A 22,599-nucleotide genomic window follows, 5' to 3' on the forward strand; every position below is an offset into this window, starting at 1 on the left:
AAAATCAAGGGAAAGGGAAGCAATTTGTGCAGGCTAGACCATTCTTTTGTCAAACCATTTTGCAAGTAAGGAGAGTCCGTAGTTAATAATGAAGTACATGATGGCAATCGTGACAAACATCGGGATCATGTAATTAGGGTTCTGACCGTAGATGACCTGAGACCTAAAGGTTAGTTCTGGAAGGACAATGGCGGTTGCTAACGAAGTATCCTTAACTAGTGAAATGAATTGGGAAATCAGTGGTGGAATGGACTTCTTTAGGGCCTGTGGCAACAGGATGTGCCATAACGTTTGGGCCTTATTCATCCCGGTTGAAAGGGCACCTTCAGCCTGGTCAACTCCAACTGAGAGTAAGCCACCACGGATAATCTCACCAACCATGCTGGCTTCAAAGACCGACATGGCAACGACCGTGGCCGCAAAGGAATTCAACTCCACCCCTAACTTTGGTAAAGCGAAGAAGGTGAAGAAGATAAGAAGCAGTAAAGGAAGATTTCTGATGGTGTTGGAAATGAAACGAACCGTTTTGGTAAAGTAGGGAACTTTTTCAAATAGGATAATTCCGATTAGAGTTCCTAGGATAAAACTAATAATAATTGAAATCACTGATACCAGAATGGTAACGACTAGACCACCCAGTAAATAGTGCATGTTAATTAAACTAAATGCTCCACTCATTGTGTGACACCTCCGTTCACTTTGCGCTCAATCACGCTCATGCATTTGGAAACGGAGACGGTGATGATGAGGTACAAAATTCCAACGATGATGTAGGTGTTAAATGGGTCAAGATTTTCACCAGAGATAACGTTGGCCTGGTACATTAAATCGAATCCGGCCACAAATGACAGAATTGATGAGTTTTTAACCAGGTTAATGAACTGGTTTCCAAGCGATGGAATGGCTAGCTTGAATCCCTGGGGTAAGACCACTTGAATCATGGCCTGAGTGTACGTTAATCCGTTCGCTCTGGCACCTTCCATCTGGCCCGGATCAACTGAATCAACGCCACCTCTAATACACTCAGCGATAAACGCAGACGTATAGAGGATTAATCCAATGGTCCCAGACCAAAATCCAGAAATGTGAAAATCAGCTGCGACCACCACGTAGAAGAATAAGGTGATGACCAGAAGTGGGATGTTTCTAAAGAATTCGACAAACGCACTTCCGATGAATTTAAGTAATTTATTTGGAGCCATTTCTAGAAGGGCAAAGATGGTCCCTAAGACTAGTGATCCAACTAATCCAATGATTGAGGATAGGATGGTAATCCAGAAGCCGTCTAGAAGAGTTTTCCAATTTTCAAGAAAGATATTTATCATTTTTCAAGACTCCTCCAATCTAATCCAGGCACGTTTGAGAACCATTTCTTAATCAACTTGTTGTAAGTTCCGTCGGAAATGACTTGTTCTAAAGCTTTATCCATGGCGGCCTTCAGTTCAGGTTGGTGCTTGTTCATTGCTAGTCCGTAGGGTTGATTAGTGAATGGTTTTCCAACAACCTTGGTGGAACGATTTTGATCAGCGAGACCATATAGAATGGCGTTATCGGTAGTCACGGCCACTCCCTGACCAGATTCAAGAGCACTTAAGGCCTGGGAGTTATCTGGCATCGAGATGACCTTCGCCTTTGGAGCAAACTGTTTCATGGTTTGAATCGCAGTGGTTCCGATCGTCGTGATCACGGTGTATTTAGGATTGTTTAACTGACGAATGTCCTTAATTGGGGAATCTTTTTTAACCAGAATTGATTGGCCAGCTGGAAAATACGGTTTGGTAAAGTCAATCACTTTGGCTCTCTCGGGTGTGATGGTCATTGTTGCGGCTACTGCTTCAACCTGATTGTTTTTTAGTAATTGGATTTTAGAGTTAGTGGTGACCGAAGTGAATTCGGGCTTGATTTTCGTTCCGGCGTCCTTGGCCATTTGGGCGGTGACGGCGCGTGCCATGTCGACATCAAATCCTTCACTTTGACCGGTCTTGGGACTGATTAAGCCAAATAGTCTGGTATCACCTTTAACTCCCCAGTGCATGACATGGCTGTCCTTGATCCTGGCGTAGTCATTGGTTGCGACCGATTGGTGTTTCTTAGCATCAAGACCAGTAAAGATGCCGCCAATGATTATGACAATTAGGATGACGGAGGCAATCAAACCCACTCGTTTTAACTTAAATTTACTCATGGAATCTACCTCACTTTTTATTTATGTTCAACTTGTGATAGGAATTTGCGAGCTCGTTCGGTCTTAGGGTGATCGAAAAATTCATCGGTTTTAGAATTTTCCAGGATTTTCCCGTCAGCCATGAAAATAACGCGATCAGCAACGGATCTGGCAAAGCCCATTTCGTGAGTAACAACGAGGGTCGTCATGTCCGATGTGTTGGCGATGTCCTGCATGATGTCTAACACACTTCCGACCATCTCGGGATCAAGGGCAGAGGTTGGTTCGTCAAACAGCAACACCTTAGGATTCATTGCTAGGGAGCGAGCAATAGCAATTCGTTGTTGTTGACCACCAGATAATTGAGCTGGGTATTTGGCTCCTTGTTCCGGTAGGTTAACTCGTTCAAGTAGTTTTTTTGCTACCTCTTCGTTTTCAGCTTGAGGACGTTTTAAGACGATTCGTGGAGCCAACGTGATGTTTTCGGTGATGGTTTTGTTGTTGTAAAGGTTGAAATGTTGAAAGACCATCCCAACGTCAGTTCTAAGTTTATTGAGGTTGGTTTTGTTGCTTGACAGATCTTTGCCGTCAACAATGAGTTGTCCCTGTTGAATGGTCTCTAGTCCATTAATGGTTCTAAGTAAAGTTGATTTACCCGATCCAGATGGTCCGATTAACACAACGTTTTCACCTTCGTGAATATCAAGGTTAATGTTGGTTAACGCGTGAAATTTGCCGTAGTACTTTTCTACGTCTTTGAATTGAATGATTGATCCCATTAAATTGTCCTCCTTATCATAAGCTCCAAGAAATGTATTTTGGGGTTATGACTAGATTATACGCATTGAAAGGAAATTACTAGCACTGATGGCACATTTTGTTACACAAAAGTAAATTTTTTTATCAGAACAACCAAAAAGGTCCCAAAATGCGAACATTATGGGGCCTTTTAGCTTAATTATCTTTAAAATGGAACTTACTTAGTGGTTGATCTTTTGAAATGATTTCATCAATGCTTCTCTAAGCTTCGGATCGTGAGCAAAGATGAAAGTCCCAAAGACACCGCGCTTCATCAACACGTTCACGGAGTTCAGGATGATTTGCCGCCTTATTTGTGCAAATTCTTTTTGATCCGTGATGTCTTTTCGGTGTTTTTTGCTTTCAACATCGGTTTGCTTTTTTAAGTCAACCTTTACGCGATGGTCTTTAGGGTCAAGATAGATTGGTGGCCCTAAAATAATGCCAACGTAGTTCAAATCAAATCCCTGACAGGTGTAAATGGAACCAACCTCATTGATGGTCTGGGGAATTTCCGCCCACGGGGTACTGGTGTAATTGTACTGATCCCACGGCATTTTGAAACCGCCAAGCTCTTTGATGTAATGTTTTCCGCCATCTAAAGTTGATGGATAGCCGGTGGTCGAAACAATTCGGGATAAGCCCACCTCATGGTTTTTCTTCACAATCGCTTGGCGCATTTTTTCAGCGTCATCAAAGATTTGAAAGTCGTAACCAGTATCGGCGTCCTTGGGGATTGGCAGCAACTTGCCTCTCGTAAATTCATTGATCCAGTGAACCAAGTCTGGTTTAGCGGTCATGCGAAACTGATGGGTCAGTTGATAACTTTCGTGATAGTAGGGTTCAAGTAGTTTGTTTAAACGTTGCTTGTCCCAGTAACACTTGGTTCGTAGTACCTGATTCATGTCAAAGACGGCAATGACGACCTTGCTTGACTTAATGATTTCTTCTAACTGGTTTTCCTGGTAGAAATTATTGTAATGGTCTGGTGAAGACAGTAGTAAATGGGCCTCATCAACAATCACAACGTCAGCACGTTCGTTTCGCTTGTGCATTTGGTTAATAAATGAGGTAGGACGCATAAAGTTCTTTTTTAAAACATTATCTTCGGATCCAGCAATTTGTTTGTAAACCTTCAAAATTTCTGGATGGTTAACTAAGAAGTAGTTCTTAGTGTCATGAAGCTTGCCTTTTTTCTTTGCGGCTTGTTGAATGTTGAAAAAGAGTTGACTCAAAATGACACTTTTACCCGTACCGGCATCTCCAAAGATCGTGAAAACGGACGGTTGTTTTTGATCGATTTGTTGATTAATAAATTGTTCGATTTGATTAATTAATTGTTCCTGTTCCGTAGTTAAATGGTGAAGGTTGGGAGCAAGTTTCTTAATTGCTTGATTGTTATGCATTTTTTGCGAGGTGCTTTCTTTGAATGGTCCAGTTAACTAGCGCAAGGATTAAGCCGAAAACGGCCAGTACGAACAGGAGTAAGAAGTCCATGTGACCACCCATGACCGTCTTTGAGACATATTGGGCAGCACTGTGAGCCTGATTCTGGTTAAAGGCGTAGATCGTTGCCAGGACACTGGTACCGATTGAACCAGCGTATTGTTGGAGCATGTTGAATAACGAGTTCACGTCGGCTGAATCAGATTGTGGTGCGGTTTCTTGAGCATTGGTAATGGTACAGGAGAACGCGAAGTTAAATCCAATTCGTAAAAGTGTGAATAACAGTGTCAATACGACCACCGTGAAGGCCGCCGTCATGGAACTAAATAAGAACGTGGCGATTGACAGCAGAACCATCCCAATCATGATTGGTTTAAAGGCTCCGAACCGGTCATAAGCGCCTCCCGCAAATGGCGAAATGAGTCCACCAATGATTGAACCTGGAAGCAGGATCAGTCCGGCAACCATGGCACTGGTATGAAGAACGGTCTCAGCGTAAATTGGAATTACGAATGACGCCCCAATATTAATGAACATCAACAAGAAGTAGTTCACGGCGTTCAGTGAAACCGTGGGGATCTTGAGTGGGTGAAGCGACATTAGCTGTGAATCACCATGACCATTGAGGTAGATAAATAAGACCAGGGTGATTAATCCAATGACGATGGGAATGAAGCCACTCATAAACGTTGCACCCTTGACGCCAAACTGATTAGCACCCCAAACAAATGAGAATAGGGTCACGATCAAGAGGGCAAAGCTAACGAAATCAAATCGTTTGGAGATTCCCGGAGCTTTAAGATCAATGCTCTTAAGTCCGATAAACAGGGTAATTAGGACGATTGGGAAAGCCACGATGAAGATGTAACGCCATGAAAGTAGTGATGATAGCGTTCCCCCGTAAGTTGGTCCCAGTGCGGGAGCTAGTGAGATAACCATTGAAGCAATTCCAGTGTAAAAACCGATTTTTGGTCGGGGTACTTCAGCAAAAATGATTTGATACATCATCGGAAGTGAGATTCCGGTGGCAGCTGCTTGAATTAGTCGTCCGACTAATAGGAGCCAGAAGTTGGGTGCGACCGCACACAAAATATCACCAAGGATAAACGCGGTGACCGCAAAGACGAAAATGTTTTTTAGTGGGAATTTCTTTAGGAGGTATGCTGTCGTTGCCATGGTAATGGTAACGACTAGTAGGTATCCAGTTGAAATCCACTGAACTAAGTTTAACGAAATGTGAAAAATTTGTGAGAGTTCTGGAAACGTAACGTTCATTGAAGTTTCTAATAGAATTCCACAAAATGATAGTAACGCGGTGGCGAGGATCGCGATTTTGGTTTTTAAGCTTACTTTTGAATCCAAATAATTTCCTCCATTACCGTATTTTATTTGTTGGCGTCGTTAACCGCCTTGTTGACGGCATTTCTAAAGCCGGTGGCGTCTAAAGCAACCACCCCACGAATGGTAGAACCACCAGGTGAGGTAACTTGGTCTTTCAAAGTTGCCGGTGAAATGCCAGTATCGAGTGCTAATTTGCCACTACCTTGAACCATACTTGCAGCGACCTTAAAGGCGGTCTCACGGTCAAGGCCATTTTGAACGGCGGCGTCAGCTAAGGCGTCCATGAAGACGTCGACAAAAGCCGGGCCACATCCAGCAACCGTTCCCACGATGCCAAGGTTTTGGTTACTGGTCTTAATGAGCGTTCCTAGGTTAGTGACAACGTCTAAAGCCGACTTAACGTCTGCTTCATTAGCATTCTTAGATTTACCAACGGCGATGCAACCGGCGTTCACGGCAACCGGGATGTTAGGTACGATACAAACCACTGAGTTGTTTTGGTGCACGTCATTAATGGCTTGTTCACTAACCCCCTGGGCCGCTGAAACGATCACAGTTTGGTCTGGCAATTTGGTGTTCTTCAGCACTGCCACTGTGATTGGTGCGGGAGTTGTTACAAATAGGACGTTTAAGTCACTTGGAAAATCATCGGTGACAATTGTGAAGCCAAGGTCTTTTGAGAAGTTTTTGAGCTCGTCGGTTACGTGATGTCCCTTTACTAAAATGTCACTCGCGTTATATTTGTTGACAAGTCCTTTAATGATGGCGCTGCCCATATGGCCGGCACCTAATACTCCAATTTTCATGTGATTCACTCCTTAATTTATCATTATGATAATAATGATACATCATTGTTAATTGGTTATGTAAGCAAGAATTAACAAACCAATGATTTTACCGGGAGAAAGTTACTATTGGTAAGCGCTTACAGCTAATGATATAATGAAAGTAATAATTCACAAACCAAACATCAGAAAGGGGTTGGCAATTTGAGCTTAAAAAGTTGGTTTAGTAATTTGACGGATAAGGAGACCCCGAGCCTTTCGGATTCGAAACTAGCGGATAACGTTCAATTCATTGATAACGAAGGAAAATACCTTGAAACGGTTGTTAATAGTTTTAAAGATAACTCCGGGTTAGTTCATTATCGTGGTGATGGTTACACCGTTGAGAATTCATTTGCGTTTGCGATTGGTGACCTAGTCAATGACGATAACTTGCTTGAAAAATGCGCTTATTCGATTAAATTGTTAAAGAGAATGGACGCACCCAAAAAATCAAAGTTGGCCTCCTTAATTGCGCAGTTGATTAAGATGATTACGTATGTTTCTGATTATGTTACGGGAATGCGGCGTGATATGCGCCAGGGGACAACTGGTCATGCTGCGATCCAGATGTTCTGGCGTAGTGAGAAGGCCATTAAGGAATTTAAGGTTGAAAAAGTGTACACGGTCGCACTTGTTAATGCTGATGAACCAGTAACTAAATGAAAGTATCAAAAAACTGGACTCAAACGAGTCCAGTTTTTTGTTTGCTTAAAATTATTTATTTAATAGTTCATCGTCAACGGCTTGAGTGTAGCTCTCGAGTTTTTGATCAGCTGCCTTTGCTGTATCAGCTTTAACCCCGATGTAAAACTTGATCTTGGGTTCAGTTCCAGAAGGACGAATTGCAAGCCAAGTCCCATCATCAAGCCAATACTTTAAAACGTTCGATTGTGGTAACTCAATTTTTTGGGTTGAACCATCAGCCATCGTGGTGGTGGAAGTCTGGAAGTCTTCAAGCTTAATCACCTTGGCGCCATTGAATGTTGTCATGGGATGGTCTCTAAAGTCTTTCATGATTGCGGCCATCTTGGATTTACCCTCTAGACCATCGAATTCCTTGGAGATGGTCTTTTCTCTAAAGTAACCGTACTTCTTGTAGATATCCTGAAGACCGTCGTACAGGGTCATCCCCTTTTCCCGGTAGTAAGCAGCAACTTCAGCAAGCAGTAGGGTTGACTGAATGGCGTCCTTATCTCTTACAAACGGTTTGATAAGATAACCGTAGCTTTCTTCAAATCCAAAGAGGAAGGTGTGATCGTGATTTTGTTCAAAGTTTTTGATTTGTTCCGCAATAAACTTGAACCCGGTTAGGACGTTCTTCATCTCAATCCCGTAATTCTTGGCAATATCGGTAGCGAGTTCAGTTGAAACGATTGATTTGACCACTACTCCATCCTTTGGAAGGGTACCAGCGTCTTTTTTGGCTTGAAGAATATAATTTAAAAGAACACTGGCAATTTGGTTTCCAGTCATGAGTTTGTATTCACCGTCAGGTTGTCTAACGGCGGCTCCCAAACGGTCAGCGTCAGGGTCGGTCGCAATCAGAACGTCCGCATCTTCTTTTTTACCCAATTTGATGGCAAGATCGAAGGTTTGCGGGAATTCTGGATTAGGAAATGGTGTAGTAGGAAATTCAGGGTCGGCGATGGTTTGTTCAACAACCGCGTCGTAGTTCTTGAACCCAGCGTCTGAGAGTGCCCGTCTAGCAACAATTTTACCAGTCCCATGAAGGGGAGTGTAGACAAACTTCAGATCTTTTCCTACCTTATTAATCAGGTCATGGTTCACGTTGACCGTTTGAACGGCTTCTAGATAAGGAACGTCGACGTTTTCACCAACGATACTCATGAGCCCATCCTTTCTAAGGTCCTTTTCCTCTGAAACTGGAATTTTGAAGAGGTCGTTGACCTTGCGGATGTAAGTAGTTATTAGATCGGATTCTTTGGGTGGCATTTGACCACCATCTTCACCGTAAATCTTGTAACCATTGTATTGTTTTGGATTGTGACTAGCGGTAATCATGATTCCGGCGTAAGTGTGTAAGTGACGCACAGCAAACGAAAGTTCCGGAGTTGGGCGAATGTCATCAAAAACAAACGTCTTGATGCCGTGAGCACCAAGTACCCGAGCCGCTTCGTGAGCAAAAAGTTGCGAGTTGTATCGGGGATCAAAACTAATAACAACCCCACGCTTTTTTACCTCAGGATCAAGGGTGTCCATCAATTGGGCGAGACCCTCAGTGGCTTGTCTAACGGTATAAACGTTCATCCGGTTCGTTCCAGCACCGAGCGTTCCACGCATTCCGGCCGTTCCAAATGAAAGTGATGACCCAAAAGCGTCTTCAATTTGTTCCGAATCGTTTCTCATTTTGGCCAAATCGATTTTTAATTCTGCCGGCATATCTTCTTGAGAAACCCAGTTATCATATTCCTGTTTAGTATCTGTTGCACTCATAATTTTCCTCCTGGAAATAATTTTTCCACGTCGAATAGTTTGAATTGTAACTTCTAATATGGATTATAATTAAAGTCCGACACTCCGTCAATGTAAGCGCCTTTATATTGATGTCAAGACTGTGATATACTTACGCTAAGGTGGTGAGACAAATGAAATTTGATTATGAACCAGGCCGTTTCTATGCTAACGATGTCCATGGTGATTTAATTGCTGAAGTTACTTTTACTGAAGATAATGGAATAGTCTCCATTAACGAAACATTTGTGAACCCCAGTTATCGTGGCCAGGGTTTAGCTGGAAAGTTAATTATGGTAATGATTGATTACGCCAAAGAAAACCATGATTTAATCAAACCAGTTTGTTCCTTTGCCGTTAAATTTTTCGAAAAAAATACTCAATATGATGATTTATTAGATAAATAGGAGGTAATTAAGATGGCTGTATTAGTTGCTGGAGGAGCCGGATACATTGGCTCACACATGGTCGATCAATTAATTAATAAAGGTTACGATGTTGTAGTGGTTGATAATTTGTCAACGGGACACCGCAAGGCCGTTAATCCTAAAGCAAAGTTTTATGAGGGGGATACTCGTGATTCTGACTTTTTGGATGACGTTTTCGCTAAGGAAAATATCGATGCTGTAATCCACATGGATGCTTTCTCACTGGTTCCCGAATCAATGAAGGATCCTTTGAAGTATTTTGATAACAACGTGATTGGGATGATTAAGCTGTTGGAGTCAATGAAGAAAGCTGGGATTAAGTACTTGGTCTTTTCTTCCACCGCTGCGACCTACGGTAATCCAGAGCGAATTCCAATCTATGAAAAAGACCGAAAAGACCCCATCAACCCTTATGGTGAAAGCAAGTTAATCATGGAGCACATTATGAAGTGGGTTGATGAAGCTTACGGCATTAAGTTTGTTGCTCTTAGATACTTTAACGCTGCTGGAGCCAAGGAAGACGGCTCCATTGGGGAGGATCATCATCCAGAAACCCATTTAATTCCCATCGTCTTAAAGGTGGCTGCAGGTCAGCAGGATACCATGAAGATTTTTGGGGATGACTATGACACGCCAGACGGGACCAACGTTCGTGATTACGTGCACGTCCTTGATTTAGCGGACGCTCATATTTTAGCCATGAAGTATCTGGAAAAGGGTAATCCAAGTAACATCTTTAACCTCGGCTCATCAACTGGTTTTTCCAATAAACAGATCGTTGATGCCGCTCGAAAGGTTACTGGTAAGAAGATTCCGGTTGAAATTGACGCAAGACGTGGTGGCGATCCTGATACCTTGATTGCTAACTCTGACAAGGCGAGAGAAGTTCTTGGTTGGAAACCACAGTTTGATAACGTTGAAGAAATCATTAAAACCGCTTGGACCTGGAAGACTAAGCATCCAAATGGTTACGAAGATAAGTAAATGGGGCACAAATATTGAAGAAAAGTAAAACTTACATTGGTGTCATCCTAGCAATTGCTGGAGCCATCATGTGGGGAATTCAAGGACCTGTTTCGCAGTTCTTGTTTCAAGATAAGAATTTTTCAACGGAATGGTTAATGGGAGTTAAGATGTCGGTTGCCGGCATCTTAATTCTTTTATTTACAAAGTTTGTTCAAAGAAATAGGATTTTAAAGATTTGGCACACCGGATATAGCTGGGTCATCCTGCTCTGTTATGCGATTTTTGGTTTATCGGCCGTTCAGTACCTATACTTACTGACAACGAGAGCCAGTAATGCGGCAACTTCAACTATCATGCAGAGCCTTGGAACGGTCATCATTATGATTTTGACGGTGATTGTGTACAAAAAAGCACCAACGATTCAGCAGGGTGTCGCTGTAGTGGTAGCCCTACTTGGAACGTGGTTACTGGTAACAAAGGGAGATTTGACCCATCTCGCAATGAGTCCTAAAGCGTTTACGCTTGGCCTCTGCCTGGCCTTTGCTGGCGCGCTTCAGACCATGCTGCCGGTCAAACTCCAGGAAAAGTTCAGCACGTTTGTCATCATTGGATGGGCAATGATCGTTGGTGGAGTGATCTTCACCTGCGTTCATCCCTTTTGGGTGGATGTTCCCAAGCTTTCTCTTGGTGGCATTTTGGGAGTGGCCTTCATTGTGCTTTTTGGCACAATGTTGTCATTTCTATGCTTCACATCGAGTTTAAGGTACGTGTCCGCTACGACTGCTGGACTACTAGATACGTTTGAACCTTTGTCGGCAACGATTGGAACCGTGGTTTTCTTACATACCAGTTTCAATATCTATGAAATCATTGGTGGCATTTTGGTCTTGAGTACCGTTTTTATCCTGGCAATCAGACCCAGAAAAGCATCACTTCAGCACTGACTAATTGGTTGGTGCTTTTTTGATTGAACTGCTTTTGGCGGATTGCTTGTTTGTGATCAATTTTGTATAATTGGAAGCGTTATGAATGAATTAATGTTTTAAGTAAAATATTAAACATTGAGGAGGAGTTTGATGAATAGGTTCGTCAAGAAATACATATTTTTTGCGATATTTTGGGTTCTTGCCGTTTTAGCTGCCATTTTCTTTTTGCCTAGCATTTCACAGGTAACTGCACAACATGGACAAACTAAGATTCCAGCTAACATGCAGAGTCAGGTTGCTGAAAATATTCAAAAGCATTGGGGCCATCACATTAGCGATACCAGACAAGTTGTACTGGTATATAACAACGGCAATAAACGCATTAATGCTAGTAAACAGGCTAACATCGATCGAACCGTTTCGAAGTTAAAAAATGATGCCGATTACTATGGAATTAAGGGTGTTACCTCAGCAAACGAGAATGCCGCCGCCAAGAAACAACTGATTTCAAAGGACGGTACGACCGAATTAGTTCAACTGAATGTTTCTAAAAAGGACTCGGTTGAAACGATGAACAACAAACTCAAAAAGGGTGCGAAAACGGCGAACTTGAAGTCGTACGTGACGGGATCTGATGTCTTAGATGACGACATGCGGCAGTCAATGATCGACGGCATCAAGCAAACCGAAATCATTGCGGCAGTCTTTATTTTGATTGTGTTGATCATTGTCTTTAAATCTCCAATCGTTCCGTTGATTTCACTTTTGACCGTGGGAGTTTCTTTCATTGTCTCTTTGAGTGTCGTCATGAATTTGGCGAAGTATATGGGCTTTCCACTCTCAAACTTTACCCAGGTCTTCATGGTGGTAGTGCTGTTTGGAATCGGGACTGACTACAATATCCTGCTGTACGACCGGTTTAAGGATAATCTGGGACAAGGAATGGACAAAGTTGAGGCGACGGTCGATGCCAGAAGACGAGCCGGTAAGACCATTCTCTACAGTGGTGGTTCTGTCCTAATCGGTTTCTTTGCCCTTGGACTAGCCAAGTTCTCAATTTACCAATCTGGAGTGGCAGTTGCCATCGGAGTGGTGGTACTATTACTGGTACTTCTCTCATTAAATCCGTTCTTTATGGCGCTCCTTGGTAAGACCATGTACTGGCCAGCTAAGAATCTGTCACCAAAGAAACGGGGTAGTCGAATCTGGTACTTCTTGTCCAGTCATTCAGTTGCACATCCGGTGATGGCGATTGCCTTAGTTCTAGTTTTGACTTTGCCGTTGATTTTCTTTGCGGGAAAGAGCAGCTTGAACTACGATAATTCGGTTGAATTAAGTAATTCATTGCCTTCAAAACAAGGATTAAATACGGTATCCAAGCATTTCTCAAAGGGGACTGCTGAACCGTCAACGATTTATATTCAATCTAAACACAAGGTCAATAACGAGAAGTCAATGATGGAAATTGATCGGATTACTCGTCAATTGGAGAAAAATAAGGAAATTAAGACGGTTGCTTCGGTCACCCAGCCAAGTGGCGAACCAATTAACCAACTCTACTTAAACGATCAGCTGGGGACTTTGAACGGTAAGATGCAACAGGCTAATGCTGGTTTAACCCAACTTCAGAGTGGGGCTAACAGTGGTTCATTTAATGCCGATCAACTAAAGGCAATTGGTGCTTCGGCACAATCAATTGGAGATCATTTAAAGACCATTCAAGGCGCTAGTGGAGCAAGTACCGCTCCTGGTCAAACTTCCGGTCAGCAAGTCATCGCCCAGATGCAACAACAAGCCACCGCTATGGGGTCACCAATGAGTCCCCAGCAGTTACAAATTGTTGCTAGTGGCCTTCAAAGTGTTAGTTCCAAGGTGCAAATGCAACAGGCCGCTTCTATGTCAGGTCTTCAAAATGAATTGGCCGGGATTGCCTCAGATACTCAAAACATTGGTGCAAATGCTCAGACGATGGGGCAACAACTCCAGGGTGTTCAAGCCCAATTGTCGCAAGCAAATGATGGCCTAAGTAAGATTAATAAGGGCATGCAACAGTCAAATGAATACTTGACCGGCTTACAGAACTCAGCTGCGGCTGCGAACACGTTCTATATTCCTAATCAGGTGCTTCAAAGTGATACTTTCAAGCAAGCCTTAAACAACTACGTTTCTTCTAATGACAAGATTACAAGCATCACCTTTGTCTTAAAAGATAACCCATCAAACGCTAAGTCGATGAACTTGGTTAAGGATGTTCAAAATCAAGTTAAACAGTCACTGAAGGGAACTAGTTTAAATGATGCAACCGTTGCAATTGGGGGAGAGACAGCAACCATGTCTGACACCCATGATATTGCCTCACAAGACTTCTTCAGAACAGCTGTCATCATGTTAGTCGGAATCCTGATTGCACTGATGTTTGTAACCCGTTCAATTTTACAACCACTTTACATTGAAGGAACATTAATTTTGACGTACTTCACTTCATTGACGTTGACACGGATCTTCTCGGATATTTTCCTCGGACAGAGCATGTTGACTTGGAACACGCCGTTCTTTACCTTTATCATGTTGATTGCGTTGGGGGTTGATTACAGTATCTTCTTGATGATGAGGTACCGAGAAACCAAAGACGGAACGCCTGCGAAACGAATCGTTAATTCGGCCAACTATATTGGAGTAGTGGTATTATCTGCTGCTGTGATTTTAGGTGGTACGTTTGCCGCACTGATTCCATCAGGAATTTTGACACTGATTCAGGTTGCCATCGGGGTAATCATTGGTTTGATTATCTTAGTAATCATCTTGCCAATCCTATTACCAGCTGCCATTCGGTTAACATATCAACCAATGAGTTTTAAACGAGATAAAAACGAAGATTAGTTTTTAATTTAAAAGCGAAACCAGGTAAAACTGGTTTCGCTTTTTTATGTTAGATAAAATGACATGGACTATTGACCGCCCTGTTCTTTACGCCTAAAATTAAACTATTAAATTGATGTGTAAAAAAATAAATCGGTTTATGCCGAGTTAGGGTGAAAATATGAGTGAAGAAAAGACTAGCATTGGAAAAAGTAAAGTATTAAAAGGCATTGCTTGGGCAACCCTTGCATCCACTTTTTGGGGTATTTCTGGGGTTGTTTTGCAGTTTGTCTCACAAAATGCCGCTATTCCAGCTTCATGGTTCTTGTCCGTCAGGACTATTTTTTCCGGGATTCTACTTTTAGCAATTGGTTCGATTATGTATGGGAAAAAAATCTTCCATGTTTTTAAGGACTGGAAGTCGATTATTTGTATTGTAGCATATGGAATTATTGGCTTAGGTGCCAACCTGATGTCGTTTTACCTTAGTGTTCAGGACGGAAACGCAGCATCAGCAACCATCTTGCAGTATTTATCACCACTGTTCATTCTTTTAGGTGGATTTTTGTTCTTTCATAAACGTCCCTATAAGATTGATTTAATTGTGTTCCTGTTGGCACTTGTGGGGGTGTTTTTGGCAATTACCAAGGGTGACATTAATCAGTTAGCTATTCCGCTGCCAGCGTTACTTTGGGGAATTGTTTCAGGAATCACGGCCGCATGCTACGTTGTCATCCCTCGGCCATTAATGGAAGAAAATTCACCAATTGTCGTCCTTGGATGGGGAACCTTGATTGCCGGATTGGTCTTTAACATTCATCAACCAGTTTGGGTTGGTGTACCTCACTTAACGATGGGTGCGATCATTGGGATTGGTGCCATTGTTATCATTGGAACCGTAATCCCATTTGCATGTTTGCTTCACAGTTTACACTTTGCTTCCTCTGAAGATGTTAGTTTAGTTGACGCCGTTCAGCCAGTAGTGACTTTCATTTTGAGTGTTATCTTCTTGCACACCAAAATTAGTTTAATGGAAATTGTCGGATCCGCCTTGGTAATTCTTGCCATCTACATCTTGCAGGATTCCAAGCGTCGCAATATTAAACAACAGAAGCTTTAGCCAAGATCATGGCAGATAAATATAAAGTAATTCGTTTTACCGGGGTTCCAGTTAAACTGGATGACTCCGGTAATTATGTAATTAAAAAGGATGAACAGGGTAATTTTAAACTTCATACTTGGCGAATCGGAAAACATACTAAGGGACATTTTCAGCGCATTGGTCAGGTTTTTTTGACGGAAAATAAATTAAGGGTTGCCATTGTGGCGGATTTTAGTGTATCTTTTAAAAAACGACATTTGTACACACCGATGGAACGTTTTTTAAATGATTACGTTGATTTGAAGTTGATTGATGAGGCAAAGTCACATTTAGATCAAGAGTAGACTGTGAGGAGAGAATATGAAAAGTAAAACGGGTAAGATGAGCAACACCGTTAAAGGAATTAGTTTAGCGGCGTTTGCTTCAACTTCATGGGGTGTTGCTGGCGTTATTACGCAGTACGTTTCACAAAACGTTGGGATTCCAGCTGCGTGGTTCTTGTCAGCACGAACTACCGGGGCTGCCATTGTATTATTACTAGTCAGTGCCATTATTTACGGAAAAGGCATTTTTAGTGTTTTCCGTTCATGGAAATCAATCATGTGGCTAGTTTTATACGGTTTGTTCGGTTTGGCTGCCAACATGGGAAGTTTCTACGTTAGTATCCAGACTGGAAACGCCGCTGCCACCACGATTTTGCAGTACCTGTCACCGTTATTCATCCTACTGGGTGGTTTTCTGTTCATGCACAAAAAGCCTATGAAGATGGACATCGTGGTCTTCATTTTGGCGCTAGCTGGAGTTTTCCTTTCAATTACTAAAGGGGACCTTTCTCAATTATCCATTCCCTTTGACTCGTTTTTCTGGGGGATTATTTCTGGAATTACTGCCGCTTTGTACGTGGTGCTTCCAAGACCACTGGCTCACGACAATTCACCAATCGTGGTTCTTGGTTGGGGAACTCTGATTGCCAGTTTAGCCTTTAACATCAATCATCCCGTTTGGACCAACGTGCCCCACTTAGGAATGGGTGGAGTCCTTGGTGTTTGTGGGATCATCCTCTTTGGAACCCTACTCACATTCTCATCACTGATCTACGCTTCCCGCTTTACTTCATCAGAAGTTATTAGTTTACTAGACGCCATTCAACCGGTTGCAACCTTTATCTTGAGTGTGATCTTTTTACACACCCACATCAGTTGGATTGAAGTTCTTGGTGCCGTTCTGGTTATTTTGGCCGTTTACATCCTGCAGTACGTCCAGCGACACAAGAATCAAGAAGAACTCTTATAACTTTCTTAAACCCTTGAGCATATTGGTTTGAACCCCTGATGTTTCAAGATATAATGATGTCATACTTAAATAAAGGGGAGAGATTGTTATGTCAGACGAAAGTAAAGAAACAAAAGCATTAGATAAGATTTCAGAAATTATGAACGAACTCCAAAAAACTTTGGACAAGGAAGGCACTGAATCACAAGAGGGCCACAAAGTTCATCGTTGGTTAGAAGAACACCGTGCCATTCATGAAATTAAACGCACCCTTCATGAAGTTGGTAAGTTCGACAAGTTCGATTCTGCTGCTTATGATAAATTTATGAAAGATTACAAAAAGGTTGTCGACGATTTGGACGACAACGATTAATAAGCTCTAAAAGGAGGCTACTTGGTAGCTTCCTTTTTTTGTGACAATTTTAATAAATAAAATCGGAGATGAGAATTTGGTAGATAAAAGTAATGGATTTAGTTTTGATGGGTTCACTTTAAATCCGGCAGTGGGAGAACTAAGCAGTAATACACAGTCGATTAAGCTAACTCCAACGGAGACTTCACTAATGGTCCTTTTCATTGAGCATAAGAATAAGTTAGTATCCAAAAAGGAATTGATGACGTTTCTGTGGGCGAACGGAAGTTTTATTGACGAGGATGCCATTGAAGATGACATTAGTTTACTTCGACGCAAGTTAGATCAAGTTGGATTAAAAGAAAAGATTAAGACGGTACCAATACGGGGTTATAAGCTGGTTGTCGATCGTTGATAATTTAATATAAAGAAATAGAAGCAGAATGACTTCCAAAAGTCATTCTGCTTCTATTTCTTTATATCGTTCTGACCATTTCTTCATTGACTTTAAAATAGGTGCTAAATCCATTCCACGTTTAGTTAAATTATATTCTACAGTGGGAGGGTTTGTATTAAAGACTTTACGCGTAACTATTTGCTTGTCTTCTAACATTTTTAATCTTGTTGATAATGTTCTGGTACTAATTCCAGGTAATGCCCGCGTGATACCACCATAATGATTATTTCCATTATAAATTTCCCAGAGAATGTATGAGGTCCATTTTCCACTAATGATGTCCACAACTGGTTGAATAGGACAGTCATCGATGATGTTATTGTTTTCCATAAGTGCCTCCAGTTTACTTTTATGCTGATACTTTAAAAAATTACCCTACTTTTATTTTTAAACTTATAAATATATTATACAAATAACACCTACAAATCAAAGGTGCAAATAAAATATTTTCATACTTTTAATAATTAATCATGGAGGTACCACTTATGCTCAGCTTAAAACATGTCAGTAAAAGTTATCAAAATGGATCTGAAACAACTCATGCTTTAGACGATGTTAGTTTTGATATCGAGTCGAATAAGGTTACGGTGATTTTGGGACCAAGTGGGTCTGGTAAAAGTACAACTTTAAATATCTTAGGTGGGATGGATAAACCAACGTCAGGTAAAGTTTTATATAATGATGATCTGATTAACACAGAGTCGGATAAGCAATTGACACTTTATCGAAGAGACGTTGTCGGATTTGTGTTTCAATTTTATAATTTAATTTCTAATCTTACGGCATTTGAAAATGTGGCAATTTCAGCACAATTAAAAAACAAGAAGTACAAGAAAGTGTCAGAAGAATATTTGAAAAAGGTTGGTCTTTTAAAACAAAGAAATAATTTTCCTGATCAGTTATCTGGAGGTGAAATGCAACGTGTTTCGATTGCGAGGGCTTTGGCTAAAGATCCTAGAGTGCTTCTTTGTGACGAACCCACTGGTGCACTTGATACTGAAACCTCAAAACGAGTTTTTAAAATTCTGAAGGGTAGTAAAAATGAAAATACGGCCGTAGTGATCGTCACCCATAATCCATTAGTTGCTCCAATTGCTGATCGAGTTATCAATATTAAAGATGGCAAAATAGATAAGATCGTTGACAATCCAACTCCGCTTGAAGTTGAGGAGGTTGATTGGGGATGAAGTTTTTATTTAAGAAATTAATCCGCACGGTTGTGAAAAATTGGACTCAATTCTTTTCCGTTTTTTTGATGGCGTTTCTAAGTGTTCTTTTTTATACCGGTTTAGAGGGTACCTGGAATGGTATGAAACAAAATATTAATCAGTATACGAGTGAAACCCATTTGGCTACATCGACATTACAATCGACAGGCTTGAGCAATAAAGAACTAAATACAATTAAGTCAATTCCAAGTGTTTCAAAGGCATCGGCTAAAACAGAAATTAGTACCACGGCACAATTAAAAGGGGATAAACGTTATTTAGAGATTGATACTCCTGGAACCCAAGAAATTTCTCGTACATTTCAAACTAATGGCAAGAAGATAAATAAAAATACTAACGGTATTTATTTGAATGAGAAGTTTGCTAAAAAGAATGGGTTAAAGAAGGGAAAACAAGTCACTGTTAGTTTCAATAACCAACCCATTAAATTAACAGTGGTCGGTATGATAAATTCTCCGAACAAGATGTATTATACCGGAACCAATGATTTCATATCTCCTCAAGAACAAAACTATGGGTATGGAATCATTAGTGAAAAGACATTCCTTAATAAATTTAAATTGCCAGCCCTTAATAATATTGTCGATATTAAAGACAGTGATAATTTTAAGACTGAAAGTAAAATTAGAGACATCATTGGTAGTAAATTTATCACTTTGCAAACTCAAAAATCCGATGTTGGCATCTCAACAGCTATTGATCGAGTAAAACAAATTCGTAATCTTTCAATTCTATTTTCAATTATCTTCATTCTATTAGCGGTCTTGGCCATGTATACCACTATTAGAAAAATAATTGATCAGCAACAAAAGGACATGGCAACTTTACAGTCATTAGGATATTCCAATGTAGTATTGTCCATGTATTACTCAATGTATGGTCTTTTTGTTGGAGGAATTGGTGCAATTGCTGGTTTGATAGTAGCTCCAGCACTTTCAACATTTGTAATGAATTCACAGAAATCTATGTTTTCGCTTCCTTCATGGCAAATTGCCTATACTACCGCACCGGTCTACGTTGCTGTGGGGGTAATAATTATATGTATTTTTTCAGCACTACTAGCGGCGCAAGTGAATCATGGATTAACTCCAGCCCAGGCATTTAGGAAGGGTAGTACTGCTAAAAATGGTAAACGAGTCTTTCTCGAAAAATTTCCTCGAATTTGGAATAAAATTCCTATTGGTAATCGTTGGTCAATTAGAGATAATCTTGGTAATAAAATTCAAATGCTGATGGGATTAATCGGCGTTATTGGTGGACTAGCTTTGGTGATGACTGGATTTGGTACGAAAAATTCAATGGATAATCAGGTTAATCAAACGTATGGACATGAGTATAACTACGCTAAAAAAATTAATTTAAACCAAAAGACTAGTGAGATAGAGATTAATCGAATTGTTAACAAAACTAACGGACAGAAGATTGAAACGTCTTACGCTAGTTTAAGTCCAAATGGGAAATTTGATCGTCCACTTACTGTCTTGGGTTCTGGATCTCAAATTAATCTTAAAACTGATGATGGACAAAGAATTAAGGATGGTGGTATATATCTAGCTGAGGGAATTGCTAAAATTGCTAACGTTAAGAAAAATGATACCGTTTTTATCAAGCCGTCATTAAGTACGAATAAATTGAAGTTGAAGGTAAAGGGCATCGTTAAATCAAATGCACCACAAGGAATGTATGTAACTAAACAGACGTGGACCGGTAATGGGTTGAAATTTCAACCAACGTCAATTTTGACAAATCATCAAGACGTTTCAAATTCAATTAAGAAGAGTCCAGATGTTAGTCAGATTGTTAGTTTGAAAGAACAAAAAAGTAATGCTAAAAGTATGGTAAATAATTTGAGTAGTATTTTCTTGATGATTCAAATTTTTGGAATCCTTTTGACCATTGTAATTCTTTATAATTTGGGATCTCTAAGCTTTACAGAAAGGTCAAGAAGTTATGCCACTCTTGAGATATTAGGATTCTCTCGTAAACAGATCCGAAATTTAACGATTATTGAGAGTTTAACAATTACGGTAGTTGGTTGGTTTTTGGGAATTCCGTTTGGATACTGGTTCCTATCCAAGTACGTAACTACTTTTAATACCAGTCAGATAATTTATTATCCGTTTATTTCTATTACTAGTATCGTTCTAGCTTCATTGATTGTTGTTCTAGCTGCTTTGTCTACAATTATAATGATTAGGAGCAGATTAAAAAAACTAGATATGATATCTTCAACTAAAGGCGTAGAATAAGACGAATTGTTAACAATTAATTCTAAATAAAAGAGATGACAATTCAGTCATCTCTTTTTGTATAAAAAAAAGAACCCATCAATAATGATGAGTTCTAAGAATCAAAAACTATTTCTTAAGTAACTTTTCAGCATCAGCTTTAACATCGTCATCGCTCATGTTTAAGTACTTTTCCATATCAGATTCAGTCTTCATGGTATCATGACTGTTATCTTCCATGTAGTGATCCCATAATGCATCACGTACTGGAGTTGAGTCGTCGCTCCAATCAAATACTTCTGACATCTTTTCGTCTAATACGCGTGGTGTTTCAAAATCATCAGCCATGTTATATATCCCCTTTTTCATTTATTCATGTCTATTCTAATTCTTTTGGGTTAAAAATGTTAGTTATTTGCACTTAATTTGGTGTTTTTACTTAATTTTTTAATGCCAGGGATGCTTATCATGGTGACAAAGCTGATTAAATACAAAACGGAAAGGAAAATCATTACTACGTACAGGTTATATTGATCCATTAGAATTCCGATAATGACCGATGACATTCCACCAACAGCTCTCCCAACTCCCACGATGATATTGTTGGCACTACTTCTCACTTCAGTGGGGTAGAGTTGACTCACAACCGCACCGTATCCGCCGTACATCCCGTTTGAGAAGAAACCAACGACCGCACCAATCACTAGTAGAGCAATCGTGGTGTGCGCTAGGGCCAATAAGTAAACCATGATTGATGAGGCAATTAGGAAGATCCCAAATGAGAGCCGTGGTCCGATGTGATCAAGAATCGTACCAAACACCATCATGCCAATACTCATCCCAATAATGGTGGAAATCATCCATAGTGAGGATCCAGCAACGTTTAAACCACTTTGCTTTTGAACGATGGTTGGAAGCCAGTTCATTAACCCGAAGTATCCAGCGATCTGAACGGTCGTCATAATCATCAAACCGACACTTTGATAGGCGGTCTTAAAGTCTGAAAACATGTATTTTTTAATGGCTTCGCCAGTTGAAATGGTCTGTTCCTGCTTTGATTCAAGAAACTCGTCTGACTCGTGTAAATGGCGTCTAACGAAGAAGATTAGGACAATCGGAATGAGCCCGAACAAGTACAACGCATGCCAGCCAAGGTGTGGAATAACAAAGGCAGCCAGGATGGCGGCAAGTAAGGCACCGACTTGCCCGCCGACAGATGCAATTGATGACATTTTTCCTAACTTATTCTTTGGAAATGCTTCAGCTAGTAAAGTAATCCCGAGTCCGTATTCACCACCAGCTCCAATCCCGGTCAACAGTCTTAGAAAGTAGATTAAGTAGATGTTGTTGGCAAACCCCATTAGAGCGGTCGCAAACGCAAAGATGAAGATGGTGTAGGTAAACGTTTTGACTCGACCAAAACGGTCACCAAGAAATCCAAAGATCACGCCACCAAGCAACATTCCCCAGTTGGTGATGGTTCCAATTAACCCGGCCGCTCCGGCTGAGATGTGTAAGGATGCGATGATCGAACTCATTGTAAAAGACAGAAAAAGCACATCCATGTTTTCAAGGCCAAAGCCAGAACTAGACGATAGTAAGACTAGTTTCTGGTTCTTGCTCATTGATGCATGGCTGTGCTCAGTATTATTACTTATTTTATCCATAATTTCCTCCAAATTAAGACTCACCGGTCTTGTTTATTTGACGCTGTTAGTGATTATTACATAGT

Annotated in this window: 23 protein-coding genes; 12 read left to right on the forward strand and 11 right to left on the reverse strand. The window is 40.7% G+C overall.

Features of this window, described 5'->3' with window-relative positions; translation table 11 throughout:
- Positions 1-33: 33 nt before the first annotated feature.
- The 7 genes from AC6UD4_RS00685 to AC6UD4_RS00715 form a co-directional block, all read right to left on the reverse strand.
- Entirely contained in the window at positions 34-678 is a 645-nt protein-coding gene (locus AC6UD4_RS00685; protein WP_500693379.1) for an amino acid ABC transporter permease, read from the reverse strand.
- Entirely contained in the window at positions 675-1,325 is a 651-nt protein-coding gene (locus AC6UD4_RS00690; RefSeq protein WP_500693380.1) for an amino acid ABC transporter permease, read from the reverse strand. Before AC6UD4_RS00690 ends, AC6UD4_RS00685 begins: the two co-directional genes overlap by 4 nt.
- Positions 1,322-2,185 carry a transporter substrate-binding domain-containing protein gene (locus AC6UD4_RS00695; protein ID WP_500693381.1) on the reverse strand — a complete coding sequence of 288 codons (864 nt, stop codon included), beginning with the start codon at positions 2,183-2,185 and terminating at the stop codon, positions 1,322-1,324. Before AC6UD4_RS00695 ends, AC6UD4_RS00690 begins: the two co-directional genes overlap by 4 nt.
- Positions 2,186-2,202: 17 nt before the next feature.
- Complete coding sequence (locus tag AC6UD4_RS00700; RefSeq protein WP_500693382.1) at positions 2,203-2,943, reverse strand: amino acid ABC transporter ATP-binding protein; 741 nt, start codon at positions 2,941-2,943, stop codon at positions 2,203-2,205.
- 201 nt (positions 2,944-3,144) lie between these two features.
- Positions 3,145-4,368 (reverse strand): DUF2075 domain-containing protein, encoded by a 1,224-nt coding sequence (locus AC6UD4_RS00705; RefSeq protein WP_500693383.1) that lies wholly within the window; start codon positions 4,366-4,368, stop codon positions 3,145-3,147.
- Positions 4,361-5,770: an MFS transporter gene (locus AC6UD4_RS00710; RefSeq protein ID WP_500693384.1), complete on the reverse strand. Its 1,410-nt coding sequence runs from the start codon at positions 5,768-5,770 to the stop codon at positions 4,361-4,363. Before AC6UD4_RS00710 ends, AC6UD4_RS00705 begins: the two co-directional genes overlap by 8 nt.
- A gap of 23 nt (positions 5,771-5,793) precedes the next feature.
- On the reverse strand, positions 5,794-6,555 hold the full coding sequence (locus tag AC6UD4_RS00715; RefSeq protein ID WP_500693385.1) for a pyrroline-5-carboxylate reductase family protein: 762 nt from the start codon (positions 6,553-6,555) through the stop codon (positions 5,794-5,796).
- Between the two features lie 183 nt (positions 6,556-6,738).
- Between AC6UD4_RS00715 and AC6UD4_RS00720 the strand changes: the two genes are divergently transcribed.
- On the forward strand, positions 6,739-7,239 hold the full coding sequence (locus tag AC6UD4_RS00720; RefSeq protein ID WP_500693386.1) for a hypothetical protein: 501 nt from the start codon (positions 6,739-6,741) through the stop codon (positions 7,237-7,239).
- A gap of 51 nt (positions 7,240-7,290) precedes the next feature.
- Here the strand turns inward: AC6UD4_RS00720 and AC6UD4_RS00725 are convergent, their stop codons facing one another.
- Entirely contained in the window at positions 7,291-9,030 is a 1,740-nt protein-coding gene (locus AC6UD4_RS00725) for a phospho-sugar mutase (RefSeq protein ID WP_500693387.1), read from the reverse strand.
- Between the two features lie 152 nt (positions 9,031-9,182).
- Between AC6UD4_RS00725 and AC6UD4_RS00730 the strand changes: the two genes are divergently transcribed.
- The 9 genes from AC6UD4_RS00730 to AC6UD4_RS00770 all read left to right on the forward strand — a co-directional run bounded on the left by AC6UD4_RS00730 (position 9,183) and on the right by AC6UD4_RS00770 (position 17,368).
- On the forward strand, positions 9,183-9,455 hold the full coding sequence (locus AC6UD4_RS00730) for a GNAT family N-acetyltransferase (RefSeq protein WP_500693388.1): 273 nt from the start codon (positions 9,183-9,185) through the stop codon (positions 9,453-9,455).
- A gap of 12 nt (positions 9,456-9,467) precedes the next feature.
- Positions 9,468-10,460, forward strand: a complete 993-nt coding sequence (gene galE, locus AC6UD4_RS00735) for a UDP-glucose 4-epimerase GalE (RefSeq protein WP_500693389.1) — start codon at positions 9,468-9,470, stop codon at positions 10,458-10,460.
- 14 nt (positions 10,461-10,474) lie between these two features.
- Positions 10,475-11,386, forward strand: coding sequence for a DMT family transporter (locus AC6UD4_RS00740; RefSeq protein WP_500693390.1), 912 nt, complete (start codon positions 10,475-10,477; stop codon positions 11,384-11,386).
- Positions 11,387-11,518: 132 nt separating this feature from the next.
- Positions 11,519-14,248, forward strand: a complete 2,730-nt coding sequence (locus AC6UD4_RS00745; protein ID WP_500693391.1) for an MMPL family transporter — start codon at positions 11,519-11,521, stop codon at positions 14,246-14,248.
- Between the two features lie 160 nt (positions 14,249-14,408).
- A complete protein-coding gene (locus AC6UD4_RS00750; RefSeq protein WP_500693392.1) occupies positions 14,409-15,347 on the forward strand; it encodes a DMT family transporter in 939 nt (312 codons plus the stop codon).
- A gap of 8 nt (positions 15,348-15,355) precedes the next feature.
- Positions 15,356-15,673, forward strand: coding sequence for a DUF7671 family protein (locus AC6UD4_RS00755; protein ID WP_500693393.1), 318 nt, complete (start codon positions 15,356-15,358; stop codon positions 15,671-15,673).
- 16 nt (positions 15,674-15,689) lie between these two features.
- Complete coding sequence (locus AC6UD4_RS00760) at positions 15,690-16,622, forward strand: DMT family transporter (protein ID WP_500693394.1); 933 nt, start codon at positions 15,690-15,692, stop codon at positions 16,620-16,622.
- Between the two features lie 88 nt (positions 16,623-16,710).
- Entirely contained in the window at positions 16,711-16,974 is a 264-nt protein-coding gene (locus AC6UD4_RS00765) for a hypothetical protein (protein ID WP_500693395.1), read from the forward strand.
- Positions 16,975-17,050: 76 nt separating this feature from the next.
- Positions 17,051-17,368, forward strand: a complete 318-nt coding sequence (locus AC6UD4_RS00770) for a winged helix-turn-helix domain-containing protein (protein WP_500693396.1) — start codon at positions 17,051-17,053, stop codon at positions 17,366-17,368.
- A gap of 42 nt (positions 17,369-17,410) precedes the next feature.
- On the opposite strand, the gene AC6UD4_RS00775 is transcribed toward AC6UD4_RS00770, so the two are convergent.
- A complete protein-coding gene (locus AC6UD4_RS00775; RefSeq protein WP_500693397.1) occupies positions 17,411-17,740 on the reverse strand; it encodes a winged helix-turn-helix transcriptional regulator in 330 nt (109 codons plus the stop codon).
- 155 nt (positions 17,741-17,895) lie between these two features.
- On the opposite strand from AC6UD4_RS00775, the gene AC6UD4_RS00780 reads away from it, so the two are divergent.
- Together AC6UD4_RS00780 and AC6UD4_RS00785 are read left to right on the forward strand one after the other, a co-directional pair.
- Positions 17,896-18,597, forward strand: coding sequence for an ABC transporter ATP-binding protein (locus tag AC6UD4_RS00780; RefSeq protein ID WP_500693398.1), 702 nt, complete (start codon positions 17,896-17,898; stop codon positions 18,595-18,597).
- Complete coding sequence (locus tag AC6UD4_RS00785) at positions 18,594-20,888, forward strand: ABC transporter permease (protein WP_500693399.1); 2,295 nt, start codon at positions 18,594-18,596, stop codon at positions 20,886-20,888. The genes AC6UD4_RS00780 and AC6UD4_RS00785 overlap by 4 nt, the downstream gene beginning before the upstream one ends.
- A 108-nt stretch (positions 20,889-20,996) precedes the next feature.
- Here AC6UD4_RS00785 and AC6UD4_RS00790 read toward each other — a convergent pair whose 3' ends face one another.
- Both AC6UD4_RS00790 and AC6UD4_RS00795 read right to left on the reverse strand, forming a co-directional pair.
- Positions 20,997-21,215, reverse strand: coding sequence for a P8 family protein (locus AC6UD4_RS00790; protein WP_500693400.1), 219 nt, complete (start codon positions 21,213-21,215; stop codon positions 20,997-20,999).
- A 59-nt stretch (positions 21,216-21,274) separates the two neighbouring features.
- Entirely contained in the window at positions 21,275-22,534 is a 1,260-nt protein-coding gene (locus AC6UD4_RS00795) for an MFS transporter (RefSeq protein WP_500693401.1), read from the reverse strand.
- Between the last annotated feature and the right edge of the window lie 65 nt (positions 22,535-22,599).

It is taken from the genome of Fructilactobacillus sp. X3R5C2, assembly GCF_059901175.1.

Excerpts from the sequence above, each read along its gene's own strand:
- AC6UD4_RS00685 (WP_500693379.1), bottom strand. The coding sequence starts at position 678 with ATGAGTGGAGCATTTAGTTTAATTAACATGCACTATTTACTGGGTGGT.
- AC6UD4_RS00730 (WP_500693388.1), top strand. The coding sequence starts at position 9,183 with ATGAAATTTGATTATGAACCAGGCCGTTTCTATGCTAACGATGTCCAT.
- AC6UD4_RS00795 (WP_500693401.1), bottom strand. The coding sequence starts at position 22,534 with ATGGATAAAATAAGTAATAATACTGAGCACAGCCATGCATCAATGAGC.
- AC6UD4_RS00775 (WP_500693397.1), bottom strand. The coding sequence starts at position 17,740 with ATGGAAAACAATAACATCATCGATGACTGTCCTATTCAACCAGTTGTG.
- AC6UD4_RS00760 (WP_500693394.1), top strand. The coding sequence starts at position 15,690 with ATGAAAAGTAAAACGGGTAAGATGAGCAACACCGTTAAAGGAATTAGT.
- AC6UD4_RS00790 (WP_500693400.1), bottom strand. The coding sequence starts at position 21,215 with ATGGCTGATGATTTTGAAACACCACGCGTATTAGACGAAAAGATGTCA.
- AC6UD4_RS00745 (WP_500693391.1), top strand. The coding sequence starts at position 11,519 with ATGAATAGGTTCGTCAAGAAATACATATTTTTTGCGATATTTTGGGTT.
- AC6UD4_RS00750 (WP_500693392.1), top strand. The coding sequence starts at position 14,409 with ATGAGTGAAGAAAAGACTAGCATTGGAAAAAGTAAAGTATTAAAAGGC.
- AC6UD4_RS00780 (WP_500693398.1), top strand. The coding sequence starts at position 17,896 with ATGCTCAGCTTAAAACATGTCAGTAAAAGTTATCAAAATGGATCTGAA.
- AC6UD4_RS00705 (WP_500693383.1), bottom strand. The coding sequence starts at position 4,368 with ATGCATAACAATCAAGCAATTAAGAAACTTGCTCCCAACCTTCACCAT.
- galE (WP_500693389.1), top strand. The coding sequence starts at position 9,468 with ATGGCTGTATTAGTTGCTGGAGGAGCCGGATACATTGGCTCACACATG.
- AC6UD4_RS00715 (WP_500693385.1), bottom strand. The coding sequence starts at position 6,555 with ATGAAAATTGGAGTATTAGGTGCCGGCCATATGGGCAGCGCCATCATT.
- AC6UD4_RS00725 (WP_500693387.1), bottom strand. The coding sequence starts at position 9,030 with ATGAGTGCAACAGATACTAAACAGGAATATGATAACTGGGTTTCTCAA.
- AC6UD4_RS00765 (WP_500693395.1), top strand. The coding sequence starts at position 16,711 with ATGTCAGACGAAAGTAAAGAAACAAAAGCATTAGATAAGATTTCAGAA.
- AC6UD4_RS00695 (WP_500693381.1), bottom strand. The coding sequence starts at position 2,185 with ATGAGTAAATTTAAGTTAAAACGAGTGGGTTTGATTGCCTCCGTCATC.
- AC6UD4_RS00690 (WP_500693380.1), bottom strand. The coding sequence starts at position 1,325 with ATGATAAATATCTTTCTTGAAAATTGGAAAACTCTTCTAGACGGCTTC.
- AC6UD4_RS00755 (WP_500693393.1), top strand. The coding sequence starts at position 15,356 with ATGGCAGATAAATATAAAGTAATTCGTTTTACCGGGGTTCCAGTTAAA.
- AC6UD4_RS00785 (WP_500693399.1), top strand. The coding sequence starts at position 18,594 with ATGAAGTTTTTATTTAAGAAATTAATCCGCACGGTTGTGAAAAATTGG.
- AC6UD4_RS00700 (WP_500693382.1), bottom strand. The coding sequence starts at position 2,943 with ATGGGATCAATCATTCAATTCAAAGACGTAGAAAAGTACTACGGCAAA.